Here is a 24,786-nt window from a genome sequence, read left to right as displayed (position 1 = left end):
CCGGGGCTCCGCCTGGTTTTGCGCCTAAACCGGCGCCGCTCTCGCGGAGGTGGTTGGCGTGGGTGGGGGTTGCTCAATGGCCGCTTGCGGTCGTTCGGATGCGACACCGAGGCAAATCAAGCCCGTCCGGCGATTGAGGACAAGCGGCCGAAGGTCGCTTACGGGGGTGCAGGGGGCGAAGCCCCCGCAAGCGGGGTCCGGGGCGCGCAGCCCCCGTTCGCCCCACCCCCGCCAGGGGGTCTGGGGGCGAAGCCCACAGTTTCGGGAAGGGGCGGGGTTGGGGTAGCCCTCCGCACGTACCCGCACCCGCACCCTCACCCGCCCCCGCCACCCCCACCGTCACCCGAACAAGTTCAGCTCCCCGACCTCCGCCCCCACCAGCTCGAACTCCGCCCCCTCCACCGACCTCCCGGAGCACAGCCGAATCAGCGTCGGCCCGTCCCCCACATACCGAGCCTCCACCCCACCCTCCGACCCGAGCGTCAACTCCCCACGCCCATCGGTCAGTTCGGCCCGCACCAGCAACTTCCCCCGCGCGAACACCCCCAACAACGACAGCGCATCCCCGAGCCCCGCCCCGCCATACGCCCCCGGCAGCCCCCAAGCCACCCGCACGTCCCCCACGTGCACCCACTCCCCCAGCCCGATCCCGTCGAACAGCCCGTGCGTGGCCGCGGCGATCGTCGGGCCCGCGTCCGTCAGCCCCCGTTCCACCTCGTCCACGATCTCCTTCACCGACCACTCCGCCCGCTCGGCGATGTCCCGGTCGTTCGACTCCGGTGAGAAGACCCCCTTCTCGTACCGCTCCTCCCGCACCCGCGTCAGCACCGCCCCGCAGTGCGCGAGCACCTCCCGCACCGTCCACTCCGGACACCCCGACGTCCGTACGTCGAAGTCCGCATCCGCCCGCCCCCGCAGCAGCGGAATCAGTTCATCGCGCCCGACCCGCAACAGCCGCCCGGGAAGCTCCGCATCACGCTCATCAACTGTCATGCCAGCACAATGTCCCCATGCCCGACGACCTTCAAGAGCTCCGTCAAGACCTCCGCGCCCGCTGGCACCGCACCGTCCTCGAAGCCCGCGCCGGACAACCGACCCCCGCCGACACCACCACCCCCTACGCGGAAAACCTCCTCACCCGCTGGTCAGAGCCTCAGCGCCGCTATCACACCCCCACCCACCTCCTCACCGTCCTCACCCACGTCGACACCCTCGCCGAGCACGCCGACGACCCCTCCGCCGTCCGCCTCGCCGCCTGGTTCCACGACGCCGTCTACCGCCCCGACCGCACCGAGAACGAGGAACGCAGCGCCGCCCTCGCCGAGCGCGCCCTCCCCGAGCTCGGCCTCCCCGCCCCGCTCACCGCCGAGGTCGCCCGCCTGGTCCGCCTGACCACCACGCACGACCCCGACCCCGACGACACCAACGGCGAGGTCCTCTGCGACGCGGATCTCGCGATCCTCGCCGCCTCGCCCGAGGACTACGCCGCGTACGCCGCCTCCGTGCGCGAGGAGTACGCCTTCGTCCCCGACGAGGCCTTCCGTACGGGCCGCTCAGCCGTTCTCGCCCAACTCCTCGCCCTCCCCGCCCTGTTCCGCACCCCGTACGGAATCGCGCACTGGCAGGACAGGGCCCGCTCGAATATCGCTACCGAGCTCGACCTCCTCCGCGCATAATCGCCCGATGATCTCCACAGAACGCCTCACCCTCCGCCCCGTCACCCCCGAGGAGGCCGCCAACCTCGCCGACGGCGGCACCGGCGGTCTGCCCTGGATCGAGGGCGGCCCCTTCGACGGCACCCGGCGCGCGGCCGGCGGGGTGGTCAGGGCGGCGGTCGCCGGGGTCTACACACCGGCCTGGGGCATGTACGCGCTCATCCGCAACCAGGACGGCAGGGCCATCGGCGGCATGGGCTTCCACGGCGCGCCCGCCGAAGGACACGTCGAGATCGGCTACGACCTCGCCGAAGCGGCCCGCGGCCACGGCTACGCCACCGAGGCCGTCCGCGCCCTGGCGGACCGCACCCTCCAACACCGTGACGTGACCACGGTGTTGGCGAAGACGGACCCCGACAACAAGCCGTCCCAGGACGTCCTGACCCGCGCGGGCTTCACGTACACAACCGACGAAGACGGACTCCGGGTGTACGAACTCACACGCTGACCAGGAATGCCACGCCCATGACAGGCGTTAACACCTGTCATGCCCGCCACCACACCCGCGCCCGCATCCGCCGGCGCCCGTATGCCGCTCGCCGTCTACATCCTGGGCCTGTCGGTCTTCGCCCTGGGCACGTCCGAGTTCATGCTCTCCGGCCTGCTCCCGGACATCGCCGACGACATGAACGTCTCGATCCCCCGGGCCGGCCTCCTGATCTCGGCCTTCGCGATCGGCATGGTGGTGGGCGCCCCGCTGCTCGCGGTGGCCACCCTCCGGCTCCCCCGACGCACCACTCTCATCTCCCTGATCACCGTCTTCGGCCTGGGCCAGGTCGCGGGCGCGCTCGCCCCGAACTACGCCCTGCTCTTCGCGTCGCGCGTCGTCAGCGCGCTGGCCTGCGCGGGCTTCTGGGCGGTCGGCGCGGCAGTCGCCATCGCGATGGTCCCGGTCAACGCCCGCGCCCGCGCGATGGCGGTCATGATCGGCGGGCTCTCCATCGCGAACGTTCTCGGCGTCCCGGCGGGCGCGTTCCTCGGCGACAGCCTCGGCTGGCGTTCGGCGTTCTGGGCGGTCGGCGCGGCCTCGGCGATCGCGCTCGTGGGCGTGACAACGCTCATCCCGCGCATCCCGCTCCCGGCCGAGAAGCCGCAGCTCAAGCGGGAGCTGAGCATCTACCGCGACCGCCAGGTCTGGCTCTCGATCGCGATCACCGCGCTCGCCGCGGGCGGCGTCTTCTGCGCGTTCAGCTACCTCGCGCCGCTGCTCACGGACACCGCGGGCCTCTCCGAGAGCTGGGTCCCGGGCGTGCTCGCGCTCTTCGGCTTCGGTGCGCTCGTCGGTACGACGGTCGGCGGACGCGTGGCGGACGCGCACCTCTTCGGCGTACTGCTCACCGGAACCGCCGCCTCCACGATCTTCCTGATCGCGCTGGCGCTCTTCGCGCACAGCACCCCGGCCGTGATCGTCCTCGCCTTCCTCCTCGGTACGTCGGCCTTCTACACGGCCCCCGCCCTGAACGCCCGGATGTTCAACGTGGCGGGCGCCGCCCCCACGCTCGCGGGCGCGACCACGACGTCGGCGTTCAACCTCGGCAACACGGGCGGCCCGTGGCTCGGCGGCATCGTCATCAGCGCGGGCCTGGGTTACGCGGCGACCGCCTGGGCCGGTGCGGCGATGACGGCGGGCGCCATCGCGCTCGCGGCGGTGTCGCTGCGCTTCCAGCGCCAGAGCGCATCGCGCGTGATCGCGAAGTCCGTTTCAGCGCTTACGCCGACGGACGCCCCTTCGGCCGTCGCAGCCCCGCCTCGGTAATCCGCCGCACGAGCTCCTTGGAGCCGATCTCGACCGCACCGGCGCGCACGGCGTCGTCGTAGCGGTGCGAGGGCACGTCGTAGTGATCGCGCTCGAAGGCGCGCGGCGGGCAGCCGATGCCCGCCGCGAAGGCGTGCAGCTCCTCGAAGCTCGCGTCGCTGACCAGGTGCGACCACATCCGCCCGTGCCCCGGCCAGGTCGGCGGATCGATGAACACGGTCACGACAAGGACCCGACCGGCGCCACGATCACGGCCTGCTTCGCGCACACCCAGTGCGGGTCGGCGCCGAGCTCCGGCTCGACCTCCAGCGCGTGCGGGTCCTCGTCCGCGCACACCGGGCAGAGCGGCCAGCGCCCGTACTTCTCCAGCAGCGCGTCCTGTACGTCCTGAGCCACGAGCCCGAGGACAAATTCCACCCCGGCCGGCCACTGCTCCACCCACCACCGCCGCTGCGTCACCGCGTCCTCGACCAGCGAGACGACGTCGGCCTCGGCCACGTCGCGGGCGGCGAGGTCGGCGAGCACCAGGGCGCGGGCGGTGTGCAGCGACTGTTCCAAGGGGGACATGGGTTCCATGTGTCCCATTGTCGCCGGTCGCGCGATCGGGACTTTTGGGGTCTTGACGCACACCCGCTTTGAAAATATCTTTCAGATGTGACCAATCGAGTGAAGGAAATTTTCACCGGCGACAGCGCCCCGCCCGCCCCGGCCGCCCTCGCGGCCAAGGTGCGCACGCTCGCGCCGTCCATGACCCGCTCCATGCAGCGGGTCGCCGAAGCCGTGGCCGCCGACCCGGCCGGCTGCGCCGCCCTCACCGTCACCGGTCTCGCGGAGCTCACGGGCACGAGCGAGGCCACCGTGGTCCGCACGGCCCGCCTCCTGGGGTACCCCGGATACCGCGATCTGCGCCTCGCGCTCGCCGGGCTCGCCGCCCAGCAGCAGTCGGGCCGGGCGCCCGCCGTGACCGCCGACATCGCCGTGGACGACCCGATCGCGGACGTCGTCGCCAAGCTCGCGTACGACGAGCAGCAGACCCTCGCCGACACGGCGGCCGGCCTCGACACCGTCCAGCTGGGCGCCGCGGTCTCCGCCCTCGCGGGCGCCCGCCGCATCGACATCTACGGCGTCGGCGCCTCGTCCCTGGTCGGCCAGGACCTCGCGCAGAAGCTGCTCCGCATCGGCCTCGTCGCCCACGCGCACAACGACCCGCACCTCGCCGTCACCAACGCCGTGCAGCTGCGCTCCGGCGACGTGGCCATCGCCATCACCCACTCGGGATCGACGGGCGACGTCATCGAGCCGCTGCACGCCGCCTTCGAGCACGGGGCGACGACGATCGCGATCACCGGCCGCCCCGACGGCCCGGTCAGCCAGTACGCGGACCACATACTGACCACCGCCACGGCCCGCGAGAGCGAACTGCGCCCCGCCGCGATGTCGTCCCGTACGTCCCAACTCCTCGTCGTGGACTGCCTGTTCATCGGCGTCACCCAGCGTACGTACGAGACGGCGGCCCCTGCCCTCGCCGCTTCGTACGAGGCCCTCGCACACCGTCACGCCCCCCGCACAAGGAAGTAGAGCCGCACGACCATGACCTCGACCTCCACCACCTCCGCCTCCGACAACTACGGCGAGCTCCGCGCCCAGCTGGCCACCATGGCCACCGAGGCGTACCGCCCCGAGCTCGCCGAGATCGACACGCTTCCCACGCTCGACATCGCCCGACTGATGAACGGCGAGGACGCGACGGTCCCCACGACGGTCGCCGGCCAGCTCCCGGCCATCGCGGCGGCGATCGACGACATCGCCGCCCGGATGTCGCGCGGCGGACGCCTGATCTACGCGGGCGCCGGCACGGCCGGCCGCATGGGCGTCCTGGACGCGTCCGAGTGCCCGCCCACCTTCAACACCGACCCGGCCGAGGTCGTCGGCCTGATCGCGGGCGGCCCGTCCGCGATGGTCAAGGCGGTCGAGGGCGCGGAGGACTCCAAGATCCTCGCGGCCGAGGACCTGGACGCGCTCGCGCTGACCGCCGACGACACGGTGATCGGCATCTCGGCGTCGGGCCGCACCCCGTACGCGATCGGCGCGGTCGAGCACGCCCGCGCGAAGGGCGCCCTCTCCGTAGGCCTGTCCTGCAACGCGGACAGCGCGCTCGCGGCGGCCGCGGACCACGGCATCGAGGTCGTGACCGGACCCGAACTCCTCACCGGTTCAACGCGGTTGAAGGCGGGCACGGCCCAGAAGCTGGTCCTCAACATGATCTCGACGATCACGATGATCCGGCTCGGCAAGACGTACGGAAACCTCATGGTCGACGTCCGCGCGTCCAACGAGAAGCTCCGCGCCCGCTCGCGCCGCATCGTCGCCCTGGCGACGGGCGCCGAGGACGCCGAGATCGAGACGGCGCTCACCGCAGCCGACGGCGAGGTCAAGACCGCGATCCTCATGATCCTGGCCGAGATCGACGCCCCCACGGCGGAATCCCGCCTCACCACCACCAAGGGCCACCTCCGCGCGGCCCTCACCTCCTGACCCACCGCACGCTCCAACCCCCCGCACAGCAAGGCACCTCGCACCATGGCTACTGACAAGAACCGCGCCACCGCCGCCGCGATCCTCCCCCTCGTCGGCGGTGCAGAGAACGTCACCTCCATCGCCCACTGCATGACCCGCCTCCGCCTCAACCTGGCCGACCGCTCCCTGGTCCAGGACGAGGCGCTCAAGGCGCTCCCCGCAGTGATGGGCGTCGTGGAGGACGACACGTACCAGATCGTCCTCGGCCCGGGCACCGTCGCCCGGGTCACCCCGGAGTTCGAGGCCCTGGTGGCCGAGGCCAAGGCAGCGGCCCCCGCGCCCGCCAAGCCGGTCTCGGCCGACGAACTCGCAGCGCAGGGCGCAGCGATCAAGGCAGCGCAGAAGGCGAAGAACGCCACGCCGTTCAAGCTCTTCCTCCGCAAGATCTCGAACATCTTCGTCCCGCTGATCCCGGCCCTGATCGGCTGCGGCATCATCGCCGGCATCAACGGCCTGCTGATCAACGCGGGTTGGCTCCCGGGCATCACCCCCGCCCTGGCGTCGATCGCGTCCGGCTTCATGGCGCTGATCGCGGTGTTCGTCGGCTACAACACGGCGAAGGAGTTCGGCGGTACGGCGATCCTGGGCGGTGCGGCGGCGGCGATCATCGTGTTCCCCGGCGTAGCCAACGTCACGGCCTTCGGCGAGAAGCTCTCGCCCGGACAGGGCGGTGTGCTGGGCGCACTGGGTGCGGCGGTCCTCGCGGTGTACATCGAGAAGTGGTGCCGCAAGTGGGTGCCGGAGTCCCTGGACGTCCTGCTCACCCCCACGATCACCATCCTCATCACCGGCCTGGTCACGCTGTTCGGCCTGATGTACGTGGCGGGCGAAATCTCCACCGCGATCGGCACCTCCGCCACCTGGCTCCTCGCCCACGGCGGCGCGGGCGCGGGCTTCCTGCTCGGCGGCCTGTTCCTCCCGGTCGTCATGCTGGGCCTGCACCAGGCGCTGATCCCGATCCACACCACGCTCATCGAGCAGCAGGGCTACACGGTCCTCCTCCCCATCCTGGCGATGGCGGGCGCGGGCCAGGTCGGCTCGGCGATCGCGGTCTACTTCCGCCTCCCCCGCAACCAGTCGATCCGCAAGACCATCAAGTCGGCGCTCCCCGCGGGCTTCCTGGGCGTGGGCGAACCCCTGATCTACGGCGTGTCCCTCCCCCTGGGCCGCCCGTTCATCACGGCCTGCATCGGCGGCGCGTTCGGCGGCGGCTTCGTAGGCCTCTTCAACCAGCTCGGCGACACGGTCGGCTCCACGGCGATCGGCCCCTCGGGCTGGGCACTGTTCCCGCTGCTCCAGGGCAACCACGGCCTGGGCACGACGATCGCGATCTACGCGGGCGGCCTGCTGGTCGGCTACCTCGCGGGCTTCCTCGCCACGTACTACTTCGGCTTCACGAAGCAGATGCTGACGGAGTTCAACGTGACGGCGGAGGAGGCAGCGGCGGAAGGCCTCCCGGCGGCGGACCCGTCGGCCTCGCTGGCGCACGACGACAAGAAGGAACCGGCGGCGGTCTGACCGACCCACACCCTCGGCCCCCACTGCCTGCCCGGCAGTGGGGGCCGCGTTGCGTCAGCCGATGACGCGAACGGACGCCGCGGTCGGGCCCTTCGGCCCCGGGACGACCTCGTACTCGACCTGCTGGCCCGCCTCCAGGTTCCGGTAGCCGGTACCCACGACGGCCGTGTAGTGGACGAACACATCGGGCCCGCCCTCGTCCGGCGTGATGTACCCGTACCCCTTCTCCTGGTTGAACATCTTCACCGAGCCCTGAACCATGGCCGTCCCCCCTCGTCGAGGCCGCGGCACAAATCCGAGGCCTCCTGTCCGTCTACTCCGCGGAGGGGGCCCGGGCAATATTCCGGCAGACGTAGGTCCTCTCCCCCGTACCCTCAACCCCCATGACCTGGCTGCCTGAGGACTTCGTCCACCCCGTCCACGTGCCCGTACCCGGCACCCCGCTCCACCTGCGCCCCATCCGGGAGGCCGACACCGCGATCGACTACCCCGCCGTGATGGGTTCCCGGGAGCGCCTGTGGGAGATCTACGGACCGGCCTGGGGCTGGCCCGCGGAGACCATGACCTATGAAGGGGACCGTGTCGACCTGCTGCGACACGAGAAGGAGATAGCGGCCCACCAGTCGTTCAACTACGCGCTGCTGAACTCCGACGAGACCGCGCTCCTCGGATGCGTCTACATCGACCCGCCCGAGCGCGCCGGCTCCGACGGCGAGATCTCCTGGTGGGTGGTGGACGACCTCGCCGACAGCGAGGCCGAGCGCGCGCTCGACACGCTGGTGCCGCGGTGGATCGCCGCCGACTGGCCTTTGCAGCAGCCCCGTTACGTGGGCCGCGACCTCACCTGGCAGGACTGGCTCGCACTGCCGCCCGCCGTGTGATCCCCCCGACAGGTCCGGAGGATTCCGCGAATCCTCCTACCTGGCGTTCCACGCGTCGTTCACCCAGCCACCCATGACCGGATCTCAGCTGCCGTCGCCCGCACATCCAGTCCTGCGGCAACACGGTGAACGAGCTCAATGGCCTGCTTGTCCTCCACATCCATCTGCAGCCCGCTCAGCGCCAAGTACGAAACGGCGACCACGACAGCGAAGTGTTCGTTGGCGAACTCCAGAGCCGGTATGCGAACCAGCTGGTGAAGGAGCGCAGCCGCACGATGGTGCGGCTCCACGTAGACCGGCACGTCGATGACCGCATCGGCATGCCGGGCAACGGCTGCGGCCAGCGAGCCGTAGTCCGTGATGTCCGGGTCGGACGGAAGGTGCTGGGCGGCGGCATCGAGCAGCCACGCCCGGTCGATGTGCACGATCATGCAGCCTTGCCCCCGCCGGCTTTGCCCTTCCGCTCCTTGACCGGGTACGGCCCGAACTCGGCCTCGAAGGACGCTGCCCACTTCTTCGAGAAGTGCGCCGCATACGCAAGGAAACGGGTCCGCTGTTCATTGACATCGTCGGCGAGCAAGGCGCGGGCGTAGTCCGCAGGCGTCATGTGCGCTCCCGCCGCGCGCTGCTCCAGTTCGGCGTACATCTCATCGTCGAGGCGAATGTTGAGCTGCTTCATACAGCGAACGTAGCCATCGCTACACCCGCTACGCAACGTCTGGCCAGAGCTCACGGCAGTCGCCTCTCCTGATTGACCTCCCGCACCAGCCCCCGCAGCGCCTCCCCCGCCTCCACCGCGGTCAGCACCTCCGGCGGGCAGTCCCACTCCACGCCCCCGCCCGGCGGCCGCAGCTGTACGAAGCCGCCCTCGCGCGCCATGACCCGCCCCACCTTCCCGTTCCGCGCATCCACGGCATACGTACCGACCTTCACGACGCCACCCCGTCCAGTACGGCCACGAGCCGCAGCGCCACATCCACGCTGCACCGCCCCAGATCGACCAGCGGCGGCTCCGCCCCGCCACCCGCCGCCGACACAGGGTCCATCCGCAGCGAGGGCAGCGCGATTCCCAACGCCCCGAGCCCCGCCCGGAGTTGCCGCACGGCCTCCTCCGTGGCCCGCACCCGCTCCTGCACCGTCATTGCCATCACACATTCCTCCACGCAGAGTGTTCGCTTTCACCACACAGCGTGGTCAAGCCGCTCTACGCTTTCCAGGGGCACCAGCCCAACAAAGCGCGTTGCTGTAAGGGGAGTTGATGTGCATGACCGGCCCGAAGGACCTCGACCCCTCGTCCCGCCGCATCATGATCGGCGAAGAACTCCACCACGCCCGCGAACGAGCAGGGCTCACCCAACAGGCCCTGGGCGAGCTCCTGTTCGTCAGCGGCTCCTACGTGGGCCAGATGGAGGCGGGCACGCGCCGCATCCTGCCCGACATGGCGCACAAGCTCGACGAGATCCTGGGCGCGGGCGGGTTCTTCGTACGGCACTGCACGAAGGCGAACCGGTCCAAGCACCCGGAGCACTTCGCGGAGGCGGCCGAGGCGGAGGCCATCGCGATCGAGATCAGGCAGTACGAGTCCCTCCTGATCCCCGGCCTGCTCCAGACCCCCGACTACGCGCGCGAGGTCTTCCTCGCCTACCAGCCAACGGCCACGGAGGAGGTCATCGACAAGCTGGTGGCCGCCCGCACAGAACGCGCGCACCTCCTGGACGACCCAACAAAGCCGTTGTTGTGGGCGGTTCTGGACGAGGCGGTCCTCCGTCGGCAGGTCGGCAGCCCGGCGGTGATGGCCGAGGCGCTGCGCCACGTCGCGGACCTCGCGCGCAAACGCCGTGTGATGGTGCAGGTGCTGCCGTTCACGGCCGGGGCGCACGCCTCCATGAACGGCCCCCTCAAGCTCATGCACTTCGACGACGCGCCCCCACTCGCTTTCATCGAGGCTTCCGGCGTAGGGCAGTTGATGGACGATCCGGCCACGGTCGCCCGCCACCACCTGTCTTACGATCTGCTCAGGGCCACCGCGCACACCCCGAAACAATCCCTGGCCCTGATCGCATCAGTGGCGGAGGATTACGCGCATGAAGATCACGAGCCCGAAGCCTGACCTGACCTCGGCCACCTGGCGCAAGTCCACGTACAGCGGCGGCGACGGCGGCGACTGCCTGGAGGTCGCTGCCGACCTCCCCGGCCTCGTCCCCGTCCGCGACTCCAAGAACCCCCAAGGCCCCGCGCTCACCTTCCGCGCCCCCGCCTGGGCCGCGTTCGTCGCCCACCTCAAGCAGCCCTGACCGGCCGTGCCCCTCGCCCTGCACCACATCGTCATCGACGCCCACGACCTGCCCGCCCAGGCCCGGTTCTGGTCCGAAGTGCTGCGCTGGCGCATCCTCTCCGTACGCGAGCGCGAGATCGTGATCGGCCCGGACGAGACCGCCCCGACCGGCATCTGCTTCATGCCCGTAACGGACCGCAAAGCCGTCAAGAACCGCCTGCACTTCGACCTGACGTCGGCCGCCGAGGACCGCGAGGCCGAGATCGAGCGGATCATCGCGCTCGGCGCCCGCCGGGCGGACGTGGGCCAGCGCGGCGACGAATCATGGACCGTACTGGCCGACCCCGAGGGGAACGAATTCTGCGTGGTCCGCCCGAAGCAGACCCTCATCCGCTAGCCCCTCCTCACACTCCACCCCAACTCCCCGCGTCCGCACCACCATTCACTCCCTAAACTGTTTCTCGCGAACCACGGGGAGGGAAGTTGAGCAGCGAGCCAGGCACGACCACCACACCAGGCGACCCGGCCACCCCACCGGACCCCGATCCCACACCGAGCCCTACGCCGACATCACAACGCATCCGACAGCTGTGGGCAGCAACCCGCCGCCTGGGCGCCCGGATCGAGGCGAACCCGACACGGACGGCCGCAGTCGTCGCCCTGCTCATCGCCGCGGTGCCGCTCGGCTGCACCGCGGCCAACAAGCTCTTCCCCGACGACGCGGTGAAGCTGCAGGTGCATCAGCTCGACGACCCCTGCTCGTCCGACTGGCTGGTCCGCGGCAGCAGCACGGGATACGTCAAAGGCCTGGAACACGGCGACGAACGGCAGTTCGCCCGCTGGGAGCGCGAGGGCCGCATCGCGCACCGCGATTTCGTGGCCGCCCTGGTCACCGTGCGCGGCAACACGGACAACCCCGTACGCATCCAGGACCTGACCGTCACCGTCACGAGCCGTTCCGCGCCTCTCGCGGGCACCCCGTCCCCCAACACCCGTGGCTGCGGCGGTGATACGCCGCCCGAGGCCCTCGGCATCAACCTCGATGCGATGGCCGTCGGCAGAGAGGTCTCCCTGCTCCGCCTCCAATCGAGCCCCCACCAGAAGGAGGCGGCCAAGGCCGCCCTGCCGTTCGGGGTTCCGGTCCAGCTGCCCCGTACCGTCACCGACGACGACTACTACTCGCTCTACCTCATCGGCCAGACAAAATCGTCCTCCTGCACGTGGCAGGCCCGCCTCACCTGGTGGGACGGCGAGAAGACCCAGTACACAACGCTGGACAACAACGGCCGCCCGTTCCTCGTCACGGCGGCCCCGTGACCGCCACGCGCCCACCCCGCCTGCTGATCGTGTGCGCCGCCGTCGCCCTGGTGCAGCTCTGCGGCGTACTGCCGGTGCAGATCCACTGGGCCGACGACCTCGCCCTGTACGGCGGCGGCAACAACAACCCCCTGCCCGCCGACTCCACGGGCATCCTGGACGCGCTGCGCCTGCCGACCGTCTCTCCCACCTGGCTGTACGGAGGGAACACCGGCATCAGCGCCGTACTGCACGAGGCGCTCTGGCTGGCCCTGTTCCTTACCGTGCTCTGCACGACGGCCGGGTTCGTGTCCCGGCGGCTGGGCGGCGGCCGGTTCGTCCTCCTCCACTACCCGGCGGCGCTCTTCCTCCTCGCGCCACTCGCCCACTTCATCGCCCTGCTGGTGATGCGCTCACCGGACCTGATCAACGCGACGGACAACGGCGACGTCCTGACCACGGCCCTGAAGGACGCGCACACGGGCACGCTCCACGCGGCCCTGCTCGGCGCAGCCGCCGCGCTGACCGCGCTGCTGTTCCGCACATCACCCGGTACGCCCAACTCCTCGCGCCCGTCGGGACGCAGAGTGCTGCTCTTCGCCCTGGCGACGCTACGAGGCGACCGGCGCACCCTGTGGCGCCGCATCGGCAAGGCGCTGCTGGCGGGCGCCGCCTACTGCGCCCTGTTCACGGTGCTCAGCTCGTCGGCCCTGTCGGATGCCGCGCGGGCCACGGCCCGGCTGTGGTGCTCCGGCATCGACACCCGGGCGGACATCTGCGCGTACAACCTCGGCGAGGCCGCGCTCGGCCCCCTGCCGCTCCGTATCAGCACGCTGTTCAACCCGGAGTTCGGCACCGTCGGTGCGCGCTATCTGACCCTCTTCGCCTACCTCGCGGCCTTCGTCGTCGGCGCGTACGTCTACTACGCCCTGGACGCACTGCTCGGCCCCCGGGCCCGCCCGCTGACCCCGGCCGGCCTGCTGGTCCGGCACTGGGCCGGCTACGCGACAGCCGCCTTCATCGAGACGGCGGTGATCGCGATCAACGACCACCCGGGGATCAGCGCCCCGTCATCGGCCCTGACGCGGATGAGCGACGCGGCGGCCAGGATCATGTACTCGGACGCCGTCCCGCACATCCTCCTGGCAGCCCCTGCCGCCGCAGCCGCGCTCACCGCCGTCGCACTCCTGTGCAGGCCTAGAGCCATTCGCTGGATTCCGGCCCTCTATCGGCTCATCTGACGGTGCGTCACGCATCGGCGCGGATAAGCGTAAGGGCGCAAAGTCATTTCGGCTGCACGAGAGGCTGCACCATGGAATTCAGTCGTGTACGGGGAGGTGCGCTGGGGGTTCTCGTCGGGTTGACGGTGGCCATGACAGGCATGGCCCCTGCGGCCTTCGCCACCTCGGGCCAGGGGGGCTGCGTCACGGTCCCCAGCCCGTACCAGAAACAGGTCGAGAAGCAGCTGCGGCTGCGTGCCGACGGGAGCCAGTCCCCGGCGGACTGCAAGGCGATCCAGAAGTTCCAGCGCCGCGAGGGCCTGAGCCCCGCCAACGGTTACGCGAGTCCGGCCACGCTCCACCTCCTGACCGTCGCATCGGCCCGCAAGAATCCGAACGCCGCGGGGAAGTGCCCCGTCCGCTCGTGGCGGGTGGCCTGCGTGGACCTGAGCCGGCAGCTGATGTGGGTGCAGCGCGGCCGCAAGGTGATCTACGGTGCGGTCCCGATCCGCAGTGGCCGCAAGGGACTTGAGACCCGGGGCGGATGGCACAGCATCACCCGCAAGAAGCGGGACGAGATCTCGACGCTCTACCACAACACGCCCATGCCCCACTCCCAGTACTTCGCCGGCGGCCAGGCCCTCCACGGTTCGCTGACGAACCTGTTCACCGGCCCCGGCTCCGCAGGATGCGTGAACCTGCGCCCGGCGGACGCGGCCCGGCTGTGGAACGTGCTCCAGGTCGGCGACACCGTGTACGTCTACGGCCACAAGCCCAGCTGACACACACTGTGGGGCCCGACCGGAACATCGGTCGGGCCCCACAGGCATGCGTACTGCCGTAACTCCTATACGTGCAGGGTTACTTCATGCCCCACTTGGGCGGGCAGTAGGTACGGAACGGCTTCGACGGCCGCGACGTGACGCCATTGACGGTGAGGGTCGCCGTCAGCTCCGTGCAGTACGGGAGCTTCTTCTTCGGCGTGCAGGACCACTTCCCGCTCGCCGGCACCTTGGCGGTGCAGACGACGTTGCCGTTCTCGTCGCGGACGGTCACCGTGCCGTGGTGGACGGGGCTGGTGCCCTTCACCGGCGCCTTGGGCGAGGAGGCCGGGGGCGCACTGATGATCTTCGGGGCCTCGATGCACGGCTTGGTGACCGTGAAGGTGATCTTCTCGGGCTCCGAGGTGACGTCACCGAGCTTCTGCGTGGCGGTCAGCTCGTTCGGACCGCACGGCAGGAGCTTGGTCGGCGTGCAGTGCCAGTTGCCGTGCGCGTCGACCTTGGCGGTGCAGAGGGTGTTGCCGTCCTTGTCCTTCACCGTGACCGTGGCGTCCGGCTCACCGGTGCCCTTGATCGGGCCGTCACCGGGCGCAGAACCGCCGTCGGCCGGTCCGGTGATCTTCGGGGGCTCGAGCAGGCGCCACTGGATCTTTACAGAACCGTTTCCGCCCGCGGTCTGGTTGGTGCCCGCGGTACCGCCGCCACCCTCCTGGGTGGAGCCGGTGACGTGGGCACTGTGATTGACATAGCCGGAGCCGCCGCCGCCGCCCGCGTCGCCGACCCCCTGGTGCACGGCGCAACCGCCACCGCCGCCGCCGTACCAGCCGGCACCGCCGCCACCACCGGCGTCGGAGTCACCGCCGAACGCAGCCTTCCCGCCCTTGAACTGCACACCGTCCTCAGCGTCGGTGGTGCACGTAGTGCCCGTACCGCCCACGCCGCCCGCACTCTGCGTACCGCCACCGCCGGATGCGGCGACCGTTCCCTCGGCGCCGGCCGTGCCGCCGCCCGCGCCACCGGCCGCTCCGGCCTGGCCGGTGCCACCGCCCGCACCACCACCGCCACCGGCGATGGCCAGCGCGGTCTGTCCCTTCCACAGGCCGCTCATCCCGCCGCCGCCGCCGCCCGAACGGGTGCCGCGCCCACCATGGCCACCGCCCTTGTAGCCGCCCAGGCTGGACTCACTGCCCGCCTTGCCGCCGCCTGCGACGGTCACCGTCAGGCTCTCGCCCGGTTCGACCGGCATGGTCGCGGTCGTCGTACCGCCCGCGCCACCCTGCTGACTGGCGATCGCCGCATCACTGCCTCCTCCGCCACCCCCCTTGATCACTGCCTTGATCTCGATGGCACGAGCAGGCGCGGTGAAGGTCTGGCTGGAGCCGGTGTACGCGAACTGCTGGCAGCCCGTGAACGGCGCGGTCGGCGTGCAACTCGCCGCGCTCGCCCGCAGTGTGTCCGTGCCGCCCCCCGCTGTCTGCGCGGCCGTCGCGGGCTGTGCACCTACCGCCAGAAAGCCGGCCGCAGCGAATGCGACCAGCACCGACGTGCTTCTCTGAGCACGCATCAATGCATCTCCTTGTGTCAGCCGATGTGATGGTCCCCCACTCACGGTCAGCCGAGGGACACTCGGCACACGCCTACCATTTCAGGCATACCAAAACGTTTCGCCTACCCCCTCATTGCTTCTACTGGGCGAGTGTTTTCGCTCTGCGGTGCATCAGTCGACGCGCTGGAGGGGCGGCAGAGCCCAAGTGCCGTCAACGACGGACGGCCTGGGCCAGTAGAGCCGGAAGAAGAGGTTGAAGGCGTCGGCGGGGGCGGGCAGCCAGTTCGCCTCCTGCTCCGGGCCGGGGCTGTCGTGCTGGATGTGGAGCGTCAGCGAGCCGTCGGCGGCGAAGACGAGGGGGTCGCGGTCGCCGATGGCGTACCGGTTGAGCGGGTTGTCGGCGAAGGCCTGGCGCTCGTTGTAGAGGGTCAGCGACCAGAAGCCGTCCACCGGGGGCAGTTGATCGGCGGTGAAATGGATGCGGTAGCGGTACGCGCCCGTCAGCGGGCGCCCCTGGTCGTCGCTGCGGGCGCCGGGGTAGATCGCGTCGGCGTCCAGGTTGGCGCCCAGGCCGATCTGCGCGACGAAGGCCCGCCGGGTGTAGTCCGTACCGAAGTCGCCGTTGCCCCGCAGCGTGGACCAGCCGCCGGGGCTGTCGGCGAACTGCGCCGCCTTGGCGCGCGCGACGGCCGCGCGGCCGGCTGCGGGGGCGTCGAGGACGGCTTGGCGGGCTGCCGGGCTCAGCGCGTCCGGGTTCCAGGGCTGCCCGGTGGTGAGACCGAGAGCGGCGAAACGCTCCATCGCCGGGGCATCGGCGGCAGTGGGCGGGTTGTCGACGAGCAGTTCGCCCAGCGCGGTGAAGAACGCTTCACCGCTCAGCGCCTCGACGTACTCCACCGGGGCCGCGCCCGGGATGTCGTCGGGCAGCGGGGGTACGGACACGGGCTGCGGGGCTGTCGGGTCGAAGCGGGACAGCGGCTCCAGGCGCATCCGGTCCTGGAGGGCGTGCACAGCCGGGTAGTCCGCCGGACCGGCGGTATTGGTCCGGCCGATCACCCAGGTCAGGGCGGTGGGTGCGTCGATGCGCTCGACCCCGTCGGGCAGGCTGCCGTCCCACCCGGGACCGCACACCGCGAAGGTGCCGGCGCCTCCCCCGGTGGTACGGCTGCCGGGGGAGGCGATGACGTCGGTCCAGGCGGAGAGCAGGGGCAGCATCCAGTACCGGCCGCCGCTGTCCGCCATGCTGATCAGCATCGGCTCCGCCCGCAGGTCCAGCCACGCGATGGAGTACAACGTGTCCGCGTTGGGCGACACGACCTTGGTGAACGACGCGTCCGGAAACTCCCGCAGGTGAGAGAAGGCATTGACCGGCGTCGCCTGCGGACCGGACGTCATCACCCGTCGCGTGGCGTCCATCAGCAGCAGCGGATAGCCGAACAGCCACGCCTCCGCCGCCAGACCGTCAAGATCGTCAGCCATGCCACCGCACTCCCGTCAGCCAGAACCCCTCCACCGGATCGAATCTCACACGGCGGAGGGGCTCCGGCGACTCGGCGCATCCCCTCAGCGCTTGAGCATGAAGGCGAAGTCGCCGGAGAGCTTGCCGCTCAGCCGGACCGCCGACATGACCTTCTCCTCCTTCATCAGCCTCTTGACCTCGGCCCGCGAAAGACCGAACCCTTCGGCGATGAGCCGCTCCGGCCGGACGGGGATCCGCGCGGCGAAGCGCACCGACACGTCGATCACCTCACGGTCCGCAAGGTCAGTCCCTCCGGTGTCGAGACGCCACGCACCGTCCCAGTCGAGGGCGATGCGATTGCGGCGCTGAAGCACCGGGTCCTGGAGCAACTCGGCTGCCAGCGAAGGGTCGTTGGCATGCATCCGGTCGAGCAGCTCAGGCGGTACGGAGCGGACGTTCGTCCGCTCGAAGACCGTGAGCTTCGCCGTGTCCCCGCACGTCGTGCAGAGCACGAGGAGCCAGGCGTCGAGGAGCTTGTGATTGGCGTTGATACGGAACTTGCCGTTCGCCCGGAAGCGTTCGGACGCGCACGCATGACAGCGGCGGAGGACAAGAGGAAGGCAGGTGGGCATGACCACCCAGGTTTCGAGCACAGCAGTACACCGGTTTCAGTGAGAAATCCGCAGCAAAAAGGGGCACGGCGCACAGGTGCGACGCGCGACGATTCATCGCTCGGGGTGTCTCACTTGGTGTACAACGGCACGTCCTCTACTCAGCCGACTCGGTCCGCCAGCAAGATAATTGAGCCCAGCGGCGCGGCACCACCGATTTACGCGGCGCCCAGCCGCATGAGCCCGACCCCCACGGCACCGCGCCACCCGGCACGCCTGCCGTCGCCCCTTGCCGGGGGCGGGGGCGGGGGTTGGTGGGGCTCCTACCCGTTTCCCCTGGTCGGGGGCTTCGTTGGGTGGGTCTCCCTGTCAACCGACGCCGGGAGTGTGCGCGCTTCCGGGTCCGGAGTAAAGGGCGGCCTTCGGCCGTCGCTGCGCGATTCCGCTGCGCTCCACCCTTGACTCCGACCCCTCCAGCGCTGGGGTTGGCGGCTATCGGTCATGTCCCGCCGAGTGGTGTAGTCAGTCGAGCTTGTTGGGTTCCGGTTGTGTGGGGATCTTTCGTTGCGGTGTGGGCTTGTCGGTGAAGAGTTCGGCCATGGAGCCTTCGGAGAGGTAGCGGCGGTCGAAGACCTGCCACTCGTCGTGGAGTTCGGCCAGGACCGCGGCGGCGAGGCGGTCGAGGGCGGCGGGGTTGGGGAAGACTTGGACGACATCGGTCCTGCGTTTGATCTCTCGGTTCAGCCGCTCCAGCGGGTTCGTGGACCAGATCTTCTTCCAGTGCGCGGGCGGGAAGTCCGCGAACGCGGTGATGTCCGGTGCGGCTTCCAGCAACATGGCCTTGACCTTGGGAAACTGGCGTCCGAGCATGTCGGCCACCACGTTGAGCTGGGCGCGGACGGTCTCGGCGGTCGTCTGCGCGAAGATGGTACGGATCGTTGCCGCGACCATCTCCCCGGAGCCCTTCTCGATCACCGAGAAGACGTCGCGCACGAAGTGGACGCGGCACCTTTGCCAGGCCGATCCGAGGAACACGGTGCGGATCGCGGCCACCAGACCGCTGTGCGAATCGGAAATCACCAGCTGGACGTTGTCCAGGCCGCGGGAGCGCAGGCTGCGAAGGAACGTGGTCCAGAACGGCTTTGACTCGCTGTCGCCGACCATCAGTCCAAGGACCTCGCGGTGCCCGCTCGCCGAGATCCCGGTCGCGATGACCACCGCCTGCGAGACGATCCGGTGGTTCACCCGCGCCTTGCAGTACGTCGCGTCCAGGAAGACGTAGGGGAAGACCGTGTGGTCCAGAGGCCGTTCCTTGAACGCGGTGAGTTCCGCGTCGAGTTCGCCGCAGATCCGCGACACCTCGGACTTCGAGATCCCGCTGTCCGCACCGAGTGCTTTGACCAGGTCATCGACCGACCGGGTGGAGACACCGTGCACGTATGCCTCCATCACCACGGCGAACAGGGCCCGGTCGATACGCCGTCGGCGTTCCAGCAACGAGGGGAAGAACGACCCGCTCCGCACCTTGGGAATCTTCAGGTCCAAGTCGCCGGCCTGCGAGGTCAGCAGCCGGTCGCGATGGCCATTGCGCCAGGCCACACGGTCGCTCGAGTGCTCACCGGGGGCAGCCCCGATGGCTTCGGTTGCTTCGGCTTCGATGAGTTCTTGCAGGATCCGCTCGCACAACACCCTGATCGACTCGATTCCATCGGCCGTACGTAGTGACTCCAGTAGCCGCATCAGGTCAGACTGGGACAAGGCCATCGCGTCCTCCTCGGTTGAACTGGCCGTTCACCAGGGAGACTTACGCGATGGCCTGCCCCTTGGTCAGGGAGCAGTCACCACCAGCGGGCGCACGCCCCGGGCAGACACCCGCGCATTCCAAGACCCGGATCGGCTACACCACTCAGCGGGACGCCATCGGCAGGGAGGCCTGGCCACAGTGGCAAGGGGACCTGGGGTGGGGTGTGGCCCGGACCGGAAGGGCGGGTGCCGGGATGGGCCCGGGGCTGCGAGCGGTGAGCCGGGGTCGGGGTGCGGGCTGCGCCCGCAACAGCACCCCGGCCGGGATGTGGTCCGGGGCGGGGTGGGTGCGGGGCGGCCGGTTCGCGCACCCTTGGCATGGGGCAGTTGCTCCCGGCTCAGCGTCAACCGCCGGTCCGTTGGCTCGACTTCATGCCCCGCTGGTCACCGCCCGGTGGGTGGTGGGGCGGCGACACCCACAGTGCACCCTTTGCCCGGTTTGGGCGGTGTGGCTGCCACTGCGAGATACGGAGGTCCGGTGGGACCGGACCTCCGCATCTCGGAGTAGTCGGAGTCGACGCCAGTTGCCCCGTTGCGGCCGGAAGCGGACACCAGGCGGGCCCATATGTCCGCTATGCCTGTCCGTTTCCGACAGTAACCCGGGGTAACAGGCCCCCGCCCCCACCTCACCCACCGGGCGGCGACCAGCCGGGCATGAAGTCCCGCCCGGCGGCGGCCCGTTGACGCCGAGCCGAGGCCAGCAGCCCCATTCAGGTGGTGCGACCTGTGCCACCGGCGCGGGGAGCGGAGCTCCACCCCGGAAGCTGTAACGGTCACCCCCCGCCGAAGTGCCCCGCAGCCGAACCGATCAGCCCTACCGGTCCGCACGAGCATCGCGGTGTCCACGAAACCGCAACCACCACGCGGCAGCAGCCAGCCGGACTCGCCCCCAGGGCGAGACCTACGACGCGCAGCGTCGTACATCCTGAAACACCAACAACCCGCCGAGCCGCGCGACCGGCAACCGACCCGCGCCCCCCCCCACCTGTTCGCTGTAGCCAGCCTCCTTGCGCCGAAGGCGCGAGACGAGCCCGCCACGCAACCACCCACCCGAAGCCCACCACCTCAACCCAGGCCCACCCCAACCCAGTTGACTTACCGCGACGGGGTTGCCACCCACCGTCGCGACCCTCTAGCGTGTCCGGTTAACGAACACCTCTGCTCGCCCCGCCCGCGACACTTCCGGGCGGCGTGCGCGGCCCCGCCGCAAGTCGGCCCCGGCTGCCATTTCCACGCAGCTCCCCATCCACGCCTTGGGGCACCCCTGCCCGCGCCCGAGAGGACCCGCACATGTCAGTTCAGCTCACTCGCGCCCGAAGCGGGGCACGATGTAGGGGAGGAGGCGACGCCATGACCCCCAGCACCGCCGAGCACGCCCAGATGACCGTCGAGGAGTTCGAGCAGATCGCTCACCACGCCCCGGAGACGGTGAGGCTTGAATTCATCAACGGAAGGCTCGTGGTCAAGGCAATGCCCGACGGCAATCACAGTGAGATGCTCATGTGGCTGGTGCGGCAGTGCATGCAGCAGCGGCCCGAGCTGAATCTCATGCCTGAGCGCGGCGTCAAGGCAGAGGCTTACCGCAAGGGTCGCGCTCGCGCGGACGCGGTCCTCGCACCCCGTCGGCACTTCCGTGGGCACGGCGAGTGGTCCGACACCGAGGGGATTCTGATGGCCGTCGAGATCACTTCCCGTGACGCCGACACCAACCAGCGAGACCGCATCGACAAGCCCATCGGTTACGCCGAAGCCGACATCCCCGTCTACCTCCTCATCGACCGCGACGACGACACCCTCACCGTGTACAGCGAGCCGAAGGACGGTACGTACCAGCAGCACCCGTCCTACCCCTTCGGCGCCGAAGTCGCGCTCCCCGACCCCGTCGGCATCACCCTGGACACCGAGGAACTCAAGGACTACGCCTCCTGACCCCTCTCCGCGTGCGCCCCCGTCCCCCCGCCCCCATGGTGGAACCATGGCTGACACGAACATGAACACGAGCATGTCCAAGATCTCCTGGACCGAGTTCCGCCCCCAGCAGCGCACCCTCGCCACCGGCGCCGCGCTCACCGCGCTGGGTGCGCTGACCGCGACCGTGGGCATCGGCGTCCTCGTCTACGAGCTCGCCCGCGCCGGGCGCAACTGGACCGGCACCTGGGACGTCCCGCCCACCGAGCTCGCCTCCCGCACCCTGCACCAGGCCCAGAACGCCGCGCAGAGCGCAGCCCAGGCCGGGCGCGACGCCTGGCGCAACCAGGGCTGAGGCCGCGCCCGGAACGACGAGGGCGGCTCCCCGCTGCGGGGAGCCGCCCTCTCGTGTTCAGCAGACGGTCAGGTCAGCTCAGCGACTTCAGCGCCGACTGCGCGTCGTACGCAGCCAGCTCGTCCGTCCGGCCGTCCAGCACCTTCGCCGCCCACTCCGGATCCTGCAGCAGCGCACGGCCGACCGCGACCATCTCGAACTCGTCGCTCTCCAGACGGTCCAGCAGATCGTCGATGCCCTTGGCCGTGGCGCCCTCGCCCGCGAAGGAGCGCAGGAAGTCGCCGCCGTCGAGACCCACCGAGCCGACCGAGATGGTGGGCTTGCCCGTGAGCTTCTTCGTCCAGCCCGCCAGGTTCAGGTCGGAGCCCTCGAACTCGGGGACCCAGTAGCGGCGGGTGGAAGCGTGGAAGGCGTCCACACCGGCCGCGGCGAGCGGGGCCAGGATCGCTTCGAGCTCCTCGGGGGTCTCGGCGAGGCGCGCGTCGTAGTCCTGCTGCTTCCACTGCGAGTAGCGGAAGAGGATCGGGAACTCCGGGGAGACGGCGGCGCGCACCGCGGCCACGATCTCGGCGGCGAACTTCGTACGGGCGACGGCGGAGCCCCCGTACGCGTCCGTACGCCGGTTGGTGCCCTCCCAGAAGAACTGGTCGACCAGGTAGCCGTGCGCCCCGTGCAGCTCGACCCCGTCGAAGCCCAGGCGCTCGGCGTCCGCGGCGGCCTGCGCGAACGCGGCGACCACGTCGTCCAGGTCCTGCTGCGTCATCGCCTTGCCGGTGACCTCGGCGTCGGCGGAGGTGACACCGGAGGGGCCGACGGCGGGGGCCTCCGCGTACGGCGGCGCACCCGCCTTGCGCACCATGCCGATGTGCCACAGCTGCGGAACGATCGTGCCGCCCGCCGCGTGCACCGCGTCCACGACCTTCTTCCACCCCGCGAGCTGCTCCTCGCCGTGGAAGCGCGGGACGCGACCGCTGTCGCCGGCCGAGTCGTGGCCGACGTAGGTGCCCTCGGTGACGATGAGGCCGACGCCCGCGGCGGCACGGCGCGCGTAGTACGAGACGACATCCTCGCCGGGAATGCCGCCCGGGGAGAACTGCCGGGTCATGGGCGCCATGACGATCCGGTTGGGGACGGTGAGGCCGTTGAGCTGGACCGGGCGGGAGAGTATCCGGGCGGCACGGGTGGCATCGGCGGCGACGGTCACGTGGGGGCTCCTTGGAAAGGGGGCGCTTAGATGTGTGCGTATGCATTAATGGCGAACATCAAGCACACCCTACGCATTCCCGGTACGCGCCGAGGGCGGCACCCCCGCAATGGGGGTGCCGCCCTCGGTCCGTACAGCGTGCTGAACTGCCGATCCTCCTAAGGGGATCAGAAGTCCATGTCACCGCCGGGCATACCGCCACCGGCCGGCGCGGACGCCTTCTCCGGCTTGTCGGCGATGACTGCCTCGGTGGTGAGGAACAGCGCGGCGATGGAGGCGGCGTTCTGCAGGGCAGAGCGCGTGACCTTCGCCGGGTCGATGATGCCCTCGGCGATCATGTCCACGTACTCGCCGGTCGCGGCGTTGAGGCCGTGACCGATCGGGAGGTTGCGGACCTTCTCGACGATGACGCCACCCTCGAGACCACCGTTGACGGCGATCTGCTTGAGCGGGGCCTCCAGCGCGAGCTTCACGGCGTTGGCGCCGGTCGCCTCGTCGCCCTCGAGCTCGAGCTTCTCGAAGACCGCGGAGGCCTGGAGAAGCGCGACGCCGCCACCGGCGACGATGCCCTCTTCGACGGCCGCCTTGGCGTTGCGGACGGCGTCCTCGATACGGTGCTTGCGCTCCTTGAGCTCAACCTCCGTCGCGGCGCCGGCCTTGATGACGGCCACGCCGCCCGCGAGCTTCGCCAGGCGCTCCTGGAGCTTCTCGCGGTCGTAGTCCGAGTCGCTGTTCTCGATCTCGGCGCGGATCTGGTTGACGCGGCCGGCGACCTGGTCGGACTCGCCCGAACCGTCGACGATCGTCGTCTCGTCCTTGGTGATGACGACCTTGCGGGCGCGGCCGAGCAGGTCCAGGCCCGCGTTCTCGAGCTTGAGGCCGACCTCCTCGGAGATGACCGTGCCGCCCGTGAGGATGGCGATGTCGTTCAGCATGGCCTTGCGGCGGTCGCCGAAGCCCGGGGCCTTGACGGCGACGGACTTGAAGGTGCCGCGGATCTTGTTGACGACCAGCGTCGACAGAGCCTCGCCCTCGACGTCCTCCGCGATGATCAGCAGGGGCTTGCCCGACTGCATGACCTTCTCGAGCAGCGGAAGGAGGTCCTTCACGTTGCCGATCTTGGAGTTGACGATCAGGATGTACGGGTCGTCGAGCGACGACTCCATGCGCTCCATGTCGGTGGCGAAGTACGCCGAGATGTAGCCCTTGTCGAAGCGCATGCCCTCGGTGAGCTCGAGCTCCAGGCCGAAGGTCTGCGACTCCTCGACCGTGATGACGCCTTCCTTGCCGACCTTGTCCATCGCCTCGGCGATGAGCTCGCCGATCTGGGTGTCGGCGGCGGAGATGGAGGCGGTCGAAGCGATCTGCTCCTTGGTCTCCACGTCCTTGGCCTGCTCAAGGAGAGCGGCGGAGACGGCCTCGACGGCCTTCTCGATGCCACGCTTGAGGGCCATCGGGTTGGCGCCGGCGGCAACGTTGCGCAGACCCTCACGCACGAGCGCCTGGGCGAGAACGGTGGCGGTGGTCGTACCGTCGCCGGCGACGTCGTCCGTCTTCTTGGCGACTTCCTTGACCAGCTCGGCGCCGATCTTCTCGTACGGGTCCTCGAGCTCGATCTCCTTGGCGATGGAAACACCATCGTTGGTGATCGTGGGGGCGCCCCACTTCTTCTCGAGGACGACGTTGCGGCCCTTCGGGCCGAGGGTGACCTTGACGGCGTCGGCGAGCTGGTTCATGCCGCGCTCGAGACCGCGCCGGGCCTCCTCGTCGAACGCGATGATCTTGGCCATGTGAAGTGGTCCTCCCGGACAGGGGTGGCGTTCTTCGTGGACCGCGCCGGTGCCCGCGACGGACGGCTGCTGCCCGTGTGGTTCCTTGCC

Annotated in this window: 29 protein-coding genes; 15 read left to right on the top strand and 14 right to left on the bottom strand. The window is 70.0% G+C overall.

Going from position 1 to position 24,786, the window contains the following annotated elements; translation table 11 throughout:
- Window positions 1–339: 339 nt before the first annotated feature.
- Window positions 340–993, bottom strand: coding sequence for a maleylpyruvate isomerase family mycothiol-dependent enzyme (locus tag OG707_RS21945; protein ID WP_329120856.1), 654 nt, complete (start codon window positions 991–993; stop codon window positions 340–342).
- Window positions 994–1,010: 17 nt separating this feature from the next.
- Here OG707_RS21945 and OG707_RS21940 point away from each other — a divergent pair, with 17 nt between their 5' ends.
- The 3 genes from OG707_RS21940 to OG707_RS21930 all read left to right on the top strand — a co-directional run bounded on the left by OG707_RS21940 (window position 1,011) and on the right by OG707_RS21930 (window position 3,471).
- Window positions 1,011–1,676 carry an HD domain-containing protein gene (locus tag OG707_RS21940; protein ID WP_329120854.1) on the top strand — a complete coding sequence of 222 codons (666 nt, stop codon included), beginning with the start codon at window positions 1,011–1,013 and terminating at the stop codon, window positions 1,674–1,676.
- Window positions 1,677–1,683: 7 nt separating this feature from the next.
- A complete protein-coding gene (locus OG707_RS21935) occupies window positions 1,684–2,163 on the top strand; it encodes a GNAT family N-acetyltransferase (protein WP_329120853.1) in 480 nt (159 codons plus the stop codon).
- Window positions 2,164–2,244: 81 nt separating this feature from the next.
- The gene (locus OG707_RS21930) at window positions 2,245–3,471 is read left to right on the top strand and encodes a Cmx/CmrA family chloramphenicol efflux MFS transporter (protein ID WP_329127909.1); all 1,227 of its coding nucleotides are present in this window, start codon (window positions 2,245–2,247) and stop codon (window positions 3,469–3,471) included.
- Here OG707_RS21930 and OG707_RS21925 read toward each other — a convergent pair.
- Both OG707_RS21925 and OG707_RS21920 read right to left on the bottom strand, forming a co-directional pair.
- Entirely contained in the window at window positions 3,425–3,694 is a 270-nt protein-coding gene (locus OG707_RS21925) for a DUF4031 domain-containing protein (RefSeq protein ID WP_329120851.1), read from the bottom strand. The two genes, OG707_RS21930 and OG707_RS21925, sit on opposite strands and share 47 nt — an antisense overlap.
- A complete protein-coding gene (locus tag OG707_RS21920; RefSeq protein ID WP_329120849.1) occupies window positions 3,691–4,047 on the bottom strand; it encodes a hypothetical protein in 357 nt (118 codons plus the stop codon). Before OG707_RS21920 ends, OG707_RS21925 begins: the two co-directional genes overlap by 4 nt.
- Before the next feature lie 78 nt (window positions 4,048–4,125).
- Here OG707_RS21920 and OG707_RS21915 point away from each other — a divergent pair, with 78 nt between their 5' ends.
- From OG707_RS21915 to OG707_RS21905, 3 genes are read left to right on the top strand one after another with little or no spacing between them, the layout of a single operon-like run.
- Window positions 4,126–5,049, top strand: a complete 924-nt coding sequence (locus tag OG707_RS21915; protein WP_329120847.1) for a MurR/RpiR family transcriptional regulator — start codon at window positions 4,126–4,128, stop codon at window positions 5,047–5,049.
- 12 nt (window positions 5,050–5,061) lie between these two features.
- Complete coding sequence (murQ, locus tag OG707_RS21910) at window positions 5,062–6,006, top strand: N-acetylmuramic acid 6-phosphate etherase (RefSeq protein ID WP_329120845.1); 945 nt, start codon at window positions 5,062–5,064, stop codon at window positions 6,004–6,006.
- 45 nt (window positions 6,007–6,051) lie between these two features.
- Window positions 6,052–7,566, top strand: coding sequence for a PTS transporter subunit EIIC (locus OG707_RS21905; RefSeq protein WP_329120843.1), 1,515 nt, complete (start codon window positions 6,052–6,054; stop codon window positions 7,564–7,566).
- Between the two features lie 54 nt (window positions 7,567–7,620).
- On the opposite strand, the gene OG707_RS21900 is transcribed toward OG707_RS21905, so the two are convergent.
- Window positions 7,621–7,827, bottom strand: a complete 207-nt coding sequence (locus OG707_RS21900; RefSeq protein ID WP_329120841.1) for a cold-shock protein — start codon at window positions 7,825–7,827, stop codon at window positions 7,621–7,623.
- A gap of 122 nt (window positions 7,828–7,949) precedes the next feature.
- On the opposite strand from OG707_RS21900, the gene OG707_RS21895 reads away from it, so the two are divergent.
- Complete coding sequence (locus OG707_RS21895; protein WP_329120839.1) at window positions 7,950–8,447, top strand: N-acetyltransferase; 498 nt, start codon at window positions 7,950–7,952, stop codon at window positions 8,445–8,447.
- Window positions 8,448–8,506: 59 nt separating this feature from the next.
- On the opposite strand, the gene OG707_RS21890 is transcribed toward OG707_RS21895, so the two are convergent.
- Genes OG707_RS21890 through OG707_RS21875 form a run of 4 tightly spaced genes read right to left on the bottom strand, consistent with a single transcriptional unit; the run spans window position 8,507 to window position 9,595 of the window.
- Window positions 8,507–8,878 carry a fic family toxin-antitoxin system, toxin component gene (locus tag OG707_RS21890; protein WP_329120837.1) on the bottom strand — a complete coding sequence of 124 codons (372 nt, stop codon included), beginning with the start codon at window positions 8,876–8,878 and terminating at the stop codon, window positions 8,507–8,509.
- On the bottom strand, window positions 8,875–9,126 hold the full coding sequence (locus OG707_RS21885; RefSeq protein WP_329120834.1) for a hypothetical protein: 252 nt from the start codon (window positions 9,124–9,126) through the stop codon (window positions 8,875–8,877). The genes OG707_RS21890 and OG707_RS21885 overlap by 4 nt, the downstream gene beginning before the upstream one ends.
- 50 nt (window positions 9,127–9,176) lie before the next feature.
- The gene (locus tag OG707_RS21880) at window positions 9,177–9,380 is read right to left on the bottom strand and encodes a hypothetical protein (RefSeq protein ID WP_329128242.1); all 204 of its coding nucleotides are present in this window, start codon (window positions 9,378–9,380) and stop codon (window positions 9,177–9,179) included.
- Window positions 9,377–9,595: a hypothetical protein gene (locus tag OG707_RS21875; RefSeq protein WP_329120831.1), complete on the bottom strand. Its 219-nt coding sequence runs from the start codon at window positions 9,593–9,595 to the stop codon at window positions 9,377–9,379. The genes OG707_RS21880 and OG707_RS21875 overlap by 4 nt, the downstream gene beginning before the upstream one ends.
- A 116-nt stretch (window positions 9,596–9,711) precedes the next feature.
- Between OG707_RS21875 and OG707_RS21870 the strand changes: the two genes are divergently transcribed.
- The 6 genes from OG707_RS21870 to OG707_RS21845 all read left to right on the top strand — a co-directional run bounded on the left by OG707_RS21870 (window position 9,712) and on the right by OG707_RS21845 (window position 14,020).
- Window positions 9,712–10,557: a helix-turn-helix domain-containing protein gene (locus OG707_RS21870; RefSeq protein WP_329120829.1), complete on the top strand. Its 846-nt coding sequence runs from the start codon at window positions 9,712–9,714 to the stop codon at window positions 10,555–10,557.
- On the top strand, window positions 10,532–10,741 hold the full coding sequence (locus tag OG707_RS21865; protein ID WP_329120827.1) for a DUF397 domain-containing protein: 210 nt from the start codon (window positions 10,532–10,534) through the stop codon (window positions 10,739–10,741). Before OG707_RS21870 ends, OG707_RS21865 begins: the two co-directional genes overlap by 26 nt.
- Window positions 10,742–10,747: 6 nt before the next feature.
- Window positions 10,748–11,119, top strand: a complete 372-nt coding sequence (locus OG707_RS21860) for a VOC family protein (RefSeq protein WP_329120825.1) — start codon at window positions 10,748–10,750, stop codon at window positions 11,117–11,119.
- A gap of 86 nt (window positions 11,120–11,205) precedes the next feature.
- The gene (locus OG707_RS21855; RefSeq protein WP_329120823.1) at window positions 11,206–12,039 is read left to right on the top strand and encodes a hypothetical protein; all 834 of its coding nucleotides are present in this window, start codon (window positions 11,206–11,208) and stop codon (window positions 12,037–12,039) included.
- The gene (locus tag OG707_RS21850) at window positions 12,036–13,259 is read left to right on the top strand and encodes a hypothetical protein (RefSeq protein ID WP_329120822.1); all 1,224 of its coding nucleotides are present in this window, start codon (window positions 12,036–12,038) and stop codon (window positions 13,257–13,259) included. The genes OG707_RS21855 and OG707_RS21850 overlap by 4 nt, the downstream gene beginning before the upstream one ends.
- Before the next feature lie 71 nt (window positions 13,260–13,330).
- Entirely contained in the window at window positions 13,331–14,020 is a 690-nt protein-coding gene (locus OG707_RS21845) for a L,D-transpeptidase family protein (protein WP_329120820.1), read from the top strand.
- Between the two features lie 79 nt (window positions 14,021–14,099).
- On the opposite strand, the gene OG707_RS21840 is transcribed toward OG707_RS21845, so the two are convergent.
- From OG707_RS21840 to OG707_RS21825, 4 genes are all read right to left on the bottom strand, one after another.
- Window positions 14,100–15,584, bottom strand: coding sequence for an Ig-like domain-containing protein (locus tag OG707_RS21840; protein WP_329120818.1), 1,485 nt, complete (start codon window positions 15,582–15,584; stop codon window positions 14,100–14,102).
- A gap of 153 nt (window positions 15,585–15,737) precedes the next feature.
- On the bottom strand, window positions 15,738–17,045 hold the full coding sequence (locus tag OG707_RS21835) for a DUF1254 domain-containing protein (protein ID WP_329120815.1): 1,308 nt from the start codon (window positions 17,043–17,045) through the stop codon (window positions 15,738–15,740).
- Between the two features lie 84 nt (window positions 17,046–17,129).
- Window positions 17,130–17,678, bottom strand: coding sequence for a DUF1062 domain-containing protein (locus OG707_RS21830; protein WP_329120812.1), 549 nt, complete (start codon window positions 17,676–17,678; stop codon window positions 17,130–17,132).
- A gap of 480 nt (window positions 17,679–18,158) precedes the next feature.
- A complete protein-coding gene (locus tag OG707_RS21825) occupies window positions 18,159–19,400 on the bottom strand; it encodes an IS256 family transposase (RefSeq protein ID WP_329116362.1) in 1,242 nt (413 codons plus the stop codon).
- Window positions 19,401–20,789: 1,389 nt separating this feature from the next.
- Between OG707_RS21825 and OG707_RS21820 the strand changes: the two genes are divergently transcribed.
- Together OG707_RS21820 and OG707_RS21815 are read left to right on the top strand one after the other, a co-directional pair.
- Window positions 20,790–21,368, top strand: coding sequence for a Uma2 family endonuclease (locus OG707_RS21820; protein WP_329120810.1), 579 nt, complete (start codon window positions 20,790–20,792; stop codon window positions 21,366–21,368).
- Between the two features lie 46 nt (window positions 21,369–21,414).
- Window positions 21,415–21,702, top strand: a complete 288-nt coding sequence (locus OG707_RS21815; RefSeq protein WP_329120808.1) for a hypothetical protein — start codon at window positions 21,415–21,417, stop codon at window positions 21,700–21,702.
- Window positions 21,703–21,775: 73 nt separating this feature from the next.
- On the opposite strand, the gene OG707_RS21810 is transcribed toward OG707_RS21815, so the two are convergent.
- Together OG707_RS21810 and groL are read right to left on the bottom strand one after the other, a co-directional pair.
- Window positions 21,776–22,906 (bottom strand): NADH:flavin oxidoreductase, encoded by a 1,131-nt coding sequence (locus tag OG707_RS21810; protein WP_329120806.1) that lies wholly within the window; start codon window positions 22,904–22,906, stop codon window positions 21,776–21,778.
- Window positions 22,907–23,073: 167 nt separating this feature from the next.
- The gene (gene groL, locus OG707_RS21805) at window positions 23,074–24,696 is read right to left on the bottom strand and encodes a chaperonin GroEL (RefSeq protein WP_329120805.1); all 1,623 of its coding nucleotides are present in this window, start codon (window positions 24,694–24,696) and stop codon (window positions 23,074–23,076) included.
- Between the last annotated feature and the right edge of the window lie 90 nt (window positions 24,697–24,786).

This window comes from Streptomyces sp. NBC_01465, from assembly GCF_036227325.1.
GTDB lineage: Bacteria > Actinomycetota > Actinomycetes > Streptomycetales > Streptomycetaceae > Streptomyces.
Note: the sequence above shows the minus strand (reverse complement) of the source record. Positions and strands in the feature narration are given on the sequence as shown.

Coding starts and splice junctions, on each gene's coding strand:
- OG707_RS21945 (WP_329120856.1), bottom strand. CDS start 993: ATGACAGTTGATGAGCGTGATGCGGAGCTTCCCGGGCGGCTGTTGCGG.
- OG707_RS21940 (WP_329120854.1), top strand. CDS start 1,011: ATGCCCGACGACCTTCAAGAGCTCCGTCAAGACCTCCGCGCCCGCTGG.
- OG707_RS21935 (WP_329120853.1), top strand. CDS start 1,684: ATGATCTCCACAGAACGCCTCACCCTCCGCCCCGTCACCCCCGAGGAG.
- OG707_RS21930 (WP_329127909.1), top strand. CDS start 2,245: ATGCCGCTCGCCGTCTACATCCTGGGCCTGTCGGTCTTCGCCCTGGGC.
- OG707_RS21920 (WP_329120849.1), bottom strand. CDS start 4,047: ATGGAACCCATGTCCCCCTTGGAACAGTCGCTGCACACCGCCCGCGCC.
- murQ (WP_329120845.1), top strand. CDS start 5,062: ATGACCTCGACCTCCACCACCTCCGCCTCCGACAACTACGGCGAGCTC.
- OG707_RS21905 (WP_329120843.1), top strand. CDS start 6,052: ATGGCTACTGACAAGAACCGCGCCACCGCCGCCGCGATCCTCCCCCTC.
- OG707_RS21900 (WP_329120841.1), bottom strand. CDS start 7,827: ATGGTTCAGGGCTCGGTGAAGATGTTCAACCAGGAGAAGGGGTACGGG.
- OG707_RS21895 (WP_329120839.1), top strand. CDS start 7,950: ATGACCTGGCTGCCTGAGGACTTCGTCCACCCCGTCCACGTGCCCGTA.
- OG707_RS21890 (WP_329120837.1), bottom strand. CDS start 8,878: ATGATCGTGCACATCGACCGGGCGTGGCTGCTCGATGCCGCCGCCCAG.
- OG707_RS21885 (WP_329120834.1), bottom strand. CDS start 9,126: ATGAAGCAGCTCAACATTCGCCTCGACGATGAGATGTACGCCGAACTG.
- OG707_RS21875 (WP_329120831.1), bottom strand. CDS start 9,595: ATGGCAATGACGGTGCAGGAGCGGGTGCGGGCCACGGAGGAGGCCGTG.
- OG707_RS21870 (WP_329120829.1), top strand. CDS start 9,712: ATGACCGGCCCGAAGGACCTCGACCCCTCGTCCCGCCGCATCATGATC.
- OG707_RS21865 (WP_329120827.1), top strand. CDS start 10,532: ATGAAGATCACGAGCCCGAAGCCTGACCTGACCTCGGCCACCTGGCGC.
- OG707_RS21845 (WP_329120820.1), top strand. CDS start 13,331: ATGGAATTCAGTCGTGTACGGGGAGGTGCGCTGGGGGTTCTCGTCGGG.
- OG707_RS21840 (WP_329120818.1), bottom strand. CDS start 15,584: ATGCGTGCTCAGAGAAGCACGTCGGTGCTGGTCGCATTCGCTGCGGCC.
- OG707_RS21835 (WP_329120815.1), bottom strand. CDS start 17,045: ATGGCTGACGATCTTGACGGTCTGGCGGCGGAGGCGTGGCTGTTCGGC.
- OG707_RS21825 (WP_329116362.1), bottom strand. CDS start 19,400: ATGGCCTTGTCCCAGTCTGACCTGATGCGGCTACTGGAGTCACTACGT.
- OG707_RS21820 (WP_329120810.1), top strand. CDS start 20,790: ATGACCCCCAGCACCGCCGAGCACGCCCAGATGACCGTCGAGGAGTTC.
- OG707_RS21815 (WP_329120808.1), top strand. CDS start 21,415: ATGGCTGACACGAACATGAACACGAGCATGTCCAAGATCTCCTGGACC.
- groL (WP_329120805.1), bottom strand. CDS start 24,696: ATGGCCAAGATCATCGCGTTCGACGAGGAGGCCCGGCGCGGTCTCGAG.